The sequence below is a fragment of the bacterium genome (genome assembly GCA_040755795.1).
GTDB lineage: Bacteria > UBA9089 > CG2-30-40-21 > CG2-30-40-21 > SBAY01 > JBFLXS01.
In genome coordinates, this window is sequence record JBFLXS010000225.1 from 1 (window position 1) to 6,526 (window position 6,526).

Sequence of the window (6,526 nt, forward strand, 5' to 3'; positions counted from 1 at the left end):
ATTTCTTTTGGGCAAGTCTCCTTGCCTCTTTCTTAGTAAGAATAACACAAGGAAGCTGGAAATTCAAGCAAAATTTTCATCCTCCTTTGTGCCCCGCAGGGGCATGACGGTTTCCCCTGAAAATAGGTTATGGGACGCAGATTTTCGCAGATTATCAGGATGTATATTTAAAAATCCTGATAATCTGCGTTTATCTGCATCCTATACTTTCCCGAACCACGAATCCCTTTTTTCGTATCTTAGTGATTTAGTGACTGAATAGTTACGACTGATTCTACTATATCATAAACAGGTAATGGTTGTCAAGAAACTTTTGTAGGAAATTTTGAGGTATAAAGCCACAGATGAACACGGATAATATTTAACCTCTTGAAATTAAAGAAGTTATGGGGTATAATAAAAGTGTCGATTCTTTTATAGAAATTTTCTCTCGCCAGGACGCAAAGGTCGTAAAGGAGGTTTTTTCTTTGCGTCCTTTGCACCTTTGCGAGAAATCTGAAAGTTTTCTACCTGTGCAGGCCGAAAATTTTCCACCTGTGCGGTTAGGGTGAGAAAAAGAATACACAGGTCGCTCCTCTGGAGCTAATTATGTTGTAAGGATATAATCTTTCTACAAACAGACCGCTCCTCTGGAGCTAATATAAATAAAGCTCCGTAGGAGCAATCTGTTTGTAGCATTCCGCAAAAGCAATATGTTTGTAGCTCCGTAGGAGCGACCTGTTTGTAGCATTGAATATCTGCTTCTTGCATTTTATTTAAACCTAACCGCACAGGCCGAAAATTTTCCTTGATTTTTTTTGTTAATTAAGGTATAATACAAATGTTCAGCCATTACTTGAAGGAGATAAGGTTGAATGGAGGTTTATTATGAAAAAGGTTATAATTTATGATACGACGCTCCGCGATGGAGCTCAAACAGAAGGAATATCCTTTGCGGTTAAGGAGAAGATTAAGATTGCTCAGATGATAGACCATTTAGGGGTAGATTATATCGAAGGTGGTTGGCCTGGCTCAAATCCAAAAGAAACGAAATTCTTTGCAGAAATAAAGAATATTAAACTTAAAAAGGCGAAGATAGTGGCTTTTGGAAGCACACGAAGGGCGAAATGTAAGGTTGAAGAAGACCCGAGTATATTAAATTTATTAGATGCACAAACCCCGGCAATCTGTATATTCGGGAAAAGTTGGGACTTGCATGTTCACGAGGCACTCAATATCTCTTTAGAAGAAAATTTAAAGTTAATTCAAGATACTGTCCGTTATTTGAAATCAAAGGGTAAAGAGGTAATTTATGATGCCGAGCATTTCTTTGACGGCTATAAAGCAAATATAGAATATGCGTTAGCGACTATTTTAGAGGCACAGAAAGCGGGTGCAGATGTTATTGCCCTTTGCGATACCAATGGTGGAATGTTGACTTATGAAATAGAAAAGCCAATCAAAGAAGTCCTGAAAGTCATTAAAGTCCCCGTAGGTATTCATGCCCACAATGATTCAGGAATGGCGGTGGCTAATTCTATTATGGCGGTAAAATTGGGTGCCACGCATATCCAGGGGACTATCAATGGTTACGGTGAAAGATGTGGTAATGCCGATTTATGCCTCATCATCCCAAACTTGAAACTTAAAATGGGGCTGAATTGTATTTCAGATGACCAACTCAAAAGCCTGACTGAGGTCTCGAGATTTGTTGCAGAAATGGCTAATATCGTTCCTCAATCACATCAACCTTATGTCGGCACTTCTGCCTTTGCTCATAAAGCCGGTGTCCATGCCAGCGGCGTGCAAAAAAATCCAAAAACCTACGAACATATCCTGCCAGAATTAGTTGGAAATGAACGAAAAATATTAATCTCAGAATTAGCCGGACAAACCAGCCTTCTGGAAAAAGCAAAGGAGATGAAAATAGACCTGTCAAAAGATGCTCCTCAAACACAAAAAATTCTGGCTAAAATCAAAGAAAAAGAAGACGAAGGATACCAATATGAAGCCGCTGACGCCTCATTTGAATTGCTCATTAAAAAGGTGTTAGGTAAATATAAATCTGCATTTACTCTAAAGAAATTTGAGGTTATTGTCGAAAATAGAAATAGGGAGCTTTCATCTGATGCAATTATTAAGATAGATGTAAAAGGCAAACAAAAATATATAGTTGCCGAAGGAGATGGCCCTGTTCATGCCTTAGATACTGCCCTGAGAAAGGCATTAGAAGAATCTTATCCCTTACTAAAAGAAGTGCGTTTAACTGACTATAAAGTCAGGGTATTGGATGCCAAAGAGGGCACCGCCGCAAAGGTCAGAGTATTGATTGAATCTACAGATGGAAAGAATATCTGGAGCACGGTTGGGGTCTCAGAGAATCTTATTGATGCATCATGGTTAGCCCTCGTCGATTCTATTGAATACATACTGGCAAAAACCAGCGATTCTAATTTTGAACAAGGTGCAAAGTAGAAAATTGTAATCGTTCAGCCACAGAGGCACAGAGTTCACAGAGAATTAGAGAAATTAGTCACTTAAGGACACGAATTAATCTGTGATATCCCATAAATGTAGTGTGAACCTTTAGGTTCACCTTCTGGCTTGCCAGAAGCGAGGCTAAAACCTCGCACTACAAATCTTTTTGTTGTTCAGAGAGATTCGGATTCATCTCGTTAGATAGTAAAACATCTAACAGGATTCATTCGTGATTATATATTCCCTCTGTGTTCTCTGTGGCTCTGTGGCTATATCCCTGAACGGTTACCTGAATAGTTACGAATTGCTGGACGAAAAAGGAGTAATCAAATGATAAATACAAATATCCCACTTGAGGCTATGGCGGATAAAAGTCTTTTTCAAACAGACTCAATTAAAGAAAAAAATGCCCCGCCAAAAATCGATGGAAAAACATTTGATGAAGAATTGAAAACCGCAACTAAAGAAAAACTAAAATTATACCTCGATGACCTGCTTAATAAAATTGAAGCTCAAGGAAAAATTTTAGTTCAATCCCCTATCTATGAAAATCTTACCCAATATAGACATCTTGTTCAGACATTTATGGAAAAAGTAGTTAAAAACCTCTATTCGCTGGAAGAAACAACAACTACAGTTCGACCTTTACAGGCACAACTTGGTCAGCGACAGGTAAATATCATCATTAAAGAGATTAATAAAAATCTGTCTGAATTAACCGAAGGAGTCCTCAAGACACAAATTAATCCCATTAACATTGCGGCTAAGGTAGAAATGATTCAAGGATTATTAATGGACTTATATTCGTAACTATTCACCTGTAACGCTTACTTGACCAGTTTTTGTCTTTATAACTCAAGCCAGGAATGGCAATACATCACTTCGTTGCGGAGGACTTTTAATGTTTTCTGAACATCTGTATCTGTAATGCACTCGGTTGGTTTTTTACCTTGCGCCAGATGTTGTTCTACTTGTTTTACCGTTGCCATAAATTCAGCATCCATTGTATTGACTATTGCCGAATAGATGTTCACCTCTGCAAGAATCATTAACATAACTTTATTGAGTAGCGGTCGTAATTCCTGCGGTGAGCCATTGGAAACATTAGAAAGTCCACAGGTAGTTTTAGGGTTTGGGATTCCAACCAGATCCGGTAATAATTTCAGAAATTCAGGTGCTTCAACCACCTGTTTTTGGTCGGCACTTACCGGGAAGATAATTGGGTCAAACCATATTTCCTCAACCGGGTAATCAATCTCCTGAGCCGCAGTAAGGATTCTTAAACAGACATCAGCCCTTTCATTAACATCCCGCGGGATACCTTCATCTGAAAGGATTAAACCAATGAACGGCACCTGATACGATTTGGCTAATTTTAAGGTTTTATCTAATCTTTCAGTTTGAGCAGAAATTGAGTTAATCAGCGGTTTTGCCTTTTTTACGGTTTTAAGTCCGGCTTCAATTGCCTCAGAATTAGTTGTATCCAGAGAAAGAGGGACATCAACTACCTCTTCGACTGTTTCAATTACCCATTTCATCATCTCTGGTCCTTCTTTTTTTGCTGGACCAAGGTTTATATCCAGGTAATGGGCACCACCTTCGACTTGTTTTATAGCCATTTCCTGAATAGGTTTAGGGTCGCGGTCTTTGATTGCTTCCCTGATTTTGGTGGTCATTATGTTGATGCTTTCACCAATAAGTATCATTGTTTTTTACCTCCTGTAGATATTTAGGTTAAGTGTATCTATTCACTATTTTTGACAGGATGAACAGGATTAATGGGATTTTTGTTTATTCTGTTCATCATGATTATAGTTGTGATGAATATTCCGACAGAACCCTCACCTTTCGCTTTACTTCACCCTTTTTTTCTCCAAAATTAATAATCAATCCAACATCCTTTTATTTAACATCCTGTCTATCCTGTAAATCCTGTCAAAAGAACTGAATAGTTACGGTTAAGTAAGAGAAAGGGAGAAAAATACTTGCTTTTTTCCTCTCCCCACCATCTTAATTAAATTTTTGCAAATTGTTGTAAAAACAGAGGCAGGTCAGAGGCCTCGCGACAGCCTACTTTTACATTCCACTCTTTGTTCAGTTCTTCTTCTAATTCACCGCTTATCTGGGCAACATAACCCGGGATGATTAAATTGCGGTGTTTGACTCGGTCGACGATACCACATTTTTTAACAAACGGGGCAATTAAATCCGGGACAAACTTCCCGGCTGACCAGGCGGTTAAAACCGATAATCCATCGGTATTCATCACACAAAGCCAGAGTGGAACATTGCTTGCCTCAATTTCACCAGAAACCACAAAATAAGTCAGGGAAAAATTGCAAGTGATTAGAACCGGAGAACTCGCATCCGGATTGCCAAATTCGTAGATTCCTTCATCCATCGTCAATGGTCGTTGTGGGTCGGTAAAGAGATTTAAGCGATAGACTAAAAGAGGTAACATGTGGTGAGGTTGAATATCTGAAAAAATCACTATCCCAGCGTATTTTGAGATAAACACTGTGCCGATTAGACTTTCCTCCATTAGATTATCCGTCATCTCACAAGGAAAAGCAATTGTTGGAAATCCTAATGGACGAAAGGCTTTAAGTAATGAAAGCCTGCGAGTGAATATCTGGTCTTCATAAGCCTGTTTTAAGGTTGATGGATTTGAATCTAAAACTATATCCTTAATCCCGGTTTTGACTAAATTATCCGTGAGTGTCGCCAGTTCTTCCAGACCATTTCCTCTGGCAACAATCGGACAATTATTTTCCTTGCTAATCTGTGCGACTTTTTGATAATTATCTGATGTCGCCGCATAAAGAATTGGTCTTTTATCCTTACATAATCTTGCCGCCTCTCCTAATATCTCCACATCTTCACTCATCAGCATCAGACAACCGCTGACTGAATCTCTGGCGGTATTAACTAATTTCATAAATGTTTCTTTATTTTTAGAGGTATTTTTCAAAGCGGCTAATTCGGGTTTTAATTCTACTCCAACGCGTAGATATTTCGTTTCATTTAATGCCTTTATCTTCCTTGTTATCTCTGTTTCCTTTTCTTCATCCGTGATTAGAACTCCAAAGGCGGTTGGATGTTCAAACCGTTTTTCATGGCGGAAAAGGACGGTTTCTTCACCAATTGTAATTGCAGTCTCACCTGAGCCAATTTTTACCCCGCGTATTGGAGGTGCAGAGGCTTCCGCTAATTCAGATTTAACCTCCTTTGAGACATAAGGACATTTCTCAATCTCGGTTTTAGCCGAGGCTAATGCCATCGCAAAGGCAAGGCAGGTTGGAAAGTTACATTCCTTACAATTTGTTTGTGGTAATTTTTTAAATATTTGCACACCCGTAAGAGCCATTTTTTAAATTCCCCCTTTTATTTGGTAAATTGACTGAAGTAAGGTTGTATTGTAATATACTTTTAAAAAAAAGTCAAGTGTTTTTTTAAAATCGAAAAATAGCGACCTGTGCGGTTAGAAATTACAAGCAAATTTCCTCAAACCTGAAAGGTTTGACTTTTACATAACCGTAGATAAAATCTACGGAGAGAAGAAAAGCTCCTGCTTACTACTCAACCCTGAAAGGGTTGAATTCTAACCATGGATTACATTCGACCCTTTCAGGGTCGAGTTTTGCGGGCGTTTATTTCCGTAGATTGCATCTACGGTTATTTAAGATTCGACGCTTTCAGCGTCAATAACCTAAAATCTAACCGCACAGGTCGAAAAATAGATATAGAAATGGTCATACTACTCTTTAGCCTGTATAAAGGCATTTTTTAACCCGTTTGACACAGTACGACTAACAAAAATATCCTGTTTTGGGGTTTGGTTGTCTTTTTGCCTCTTACCTCAGCAACGCAGACAGCTGACTTCCCCTTAAATCACTAAGAAATTCCCCCTTTCAAACACACTACCTCCCTTTAATTATAAACCGAGGGTCGGACCTATTCTAATCCCGCATCAGAAGTAGGATTAGAGAGATTATGTAATAATTACACCTCCCATCCTTAAATCCTACCCATATCGGTTTGTCCTCCCCTTTAATCTTTCCTTAAAATC

Annotated in this window: 5 protein-coding genes; 2 read left to right on the forward strand and 3 right to left on the reverse strand. The window is 38.7% G+C overall.

The features are described 5' to 3' along the window. Positions 1–582: 582 nt before the first annotated feature. Positions 583–771, reverse strand: a complete 189-nt coding sequence (locus AB1414_13330) for a hypothetical protein (protein MEW6608405.1) — start codon at positions 769–771, stop codon at positions 583–585. A gap of 96 nt (positions 772–867) precedes the next feature. On the opposite strand from AB1414_13330, the gene cimA reads away from it, so the two are divergent. Continuing rightward, complete coding sequence (gene cimA / locus AB1414_13335) at positions 868–2,454, forward strand: citramalate synthase (protein ID MEW6608406.1); 1,587 nt, start codon at positions 868–870, stop codon at positions 2,452–2,454. Positions 2,455–2,787: 333 nt separating this feature from the next. After that, complete coding sequence (locus AB1414_13340; protein ID MEW6608407.1) at positions 2,788–3,267, forward strand: YaaR family protein; 480 nt, start codon at positions 2,788–2,790, stop codon at positions 3,265–3,267. Between the two features lie 38 nt (positions 3,268–3,305). Here AB1414_13340 and AB1414_13345 read toward each other — a convergent pair whose 3' ends face one another. Both AB1414_13345 and acsC read right to left on the reverse strand, forming a co-directional pair. Further along, a complete protein-coding gene (locus AB1414_13345; protein ID MEW6608408.1) occupies positions 3,306–4,163 on the reverse strand; it encodes a dihydropteroate synthase in 858 nt (285 codons plus the stop codon). Between the two features lie 308 nt (positions 4,164–4,471). Further along, positions 4,472–5,824: an acetyl-CoA decarbonylase/synthase complex subunit gamma gene (gene acsC / locus AB1414_13350; GenBank protein MEW6608409.1), complete on the reverse strand. Its 1,353-nt coding sequence runs from the start codon at positions 5,822–5,824 to the stop codon at positions 4,472–4,474. Positions 5,825–6,526: the final 702 nt, after the last annotated feature.